The sequence below is a fragment of the Kitasatospora sp. NPDC059817 genome, from assembly GCF_042731835.1.
Classification (GTDB): Bacteria; Actinomycetota; Actinomycetes; order Streptomycetales; family Streptomycetaceae; genus Kitasatospora.
Map to the genome: position 1 here is coordinate 1 of NZ_JBHWIR010000309.1, position 321 is coordinate 321.

Annotated in this window: 1 pseudogene; it reads right to left on the minus strand. The window is 74.1% G+C overall.

Annotation, left to right across the window (positions count from 1 at the left end):
* Positions 1-270 (minus strand): annotated as a pseudogene (locus ACFV61_RS34030) (putative protein N(5)-glutamine methyltransferase); the annotation flags it as partial.
* Positions 271-321: the final 51 nt, after the last annotated feature.

A 321-nucleotide genomic window follows, 5' to 3' on the forward strand; every position in this document is an offset into this window, starting at 1 on the left:
GGTGCCCGTGGCGCCCTGGAACCCCCTGCGGCGGCGCGGGACGAACACGCCCGGGTCGACGGCGATCCGCAGCCCGGCGAACTCGGCCCAGCCGACGACGTGTTCCAGCGGCCGGCCCTCGGCCCGGGCGCGGACCATCACGGCCAGGTCGGCCGGTGTGGCGGCGGCGGAGAGCAGGATCCGCGCCTCGTCCTCGGCGAACACGCAACCGGCGGCGCGCAGCCGGGTGACGACCGAGGAACGGAGAGCTGCGGAGGCAAAAACCGACAAGAGGACCCCTTGGGGGAATCGGGAGGAGGACGAACGACTCCGTCAGGGCTC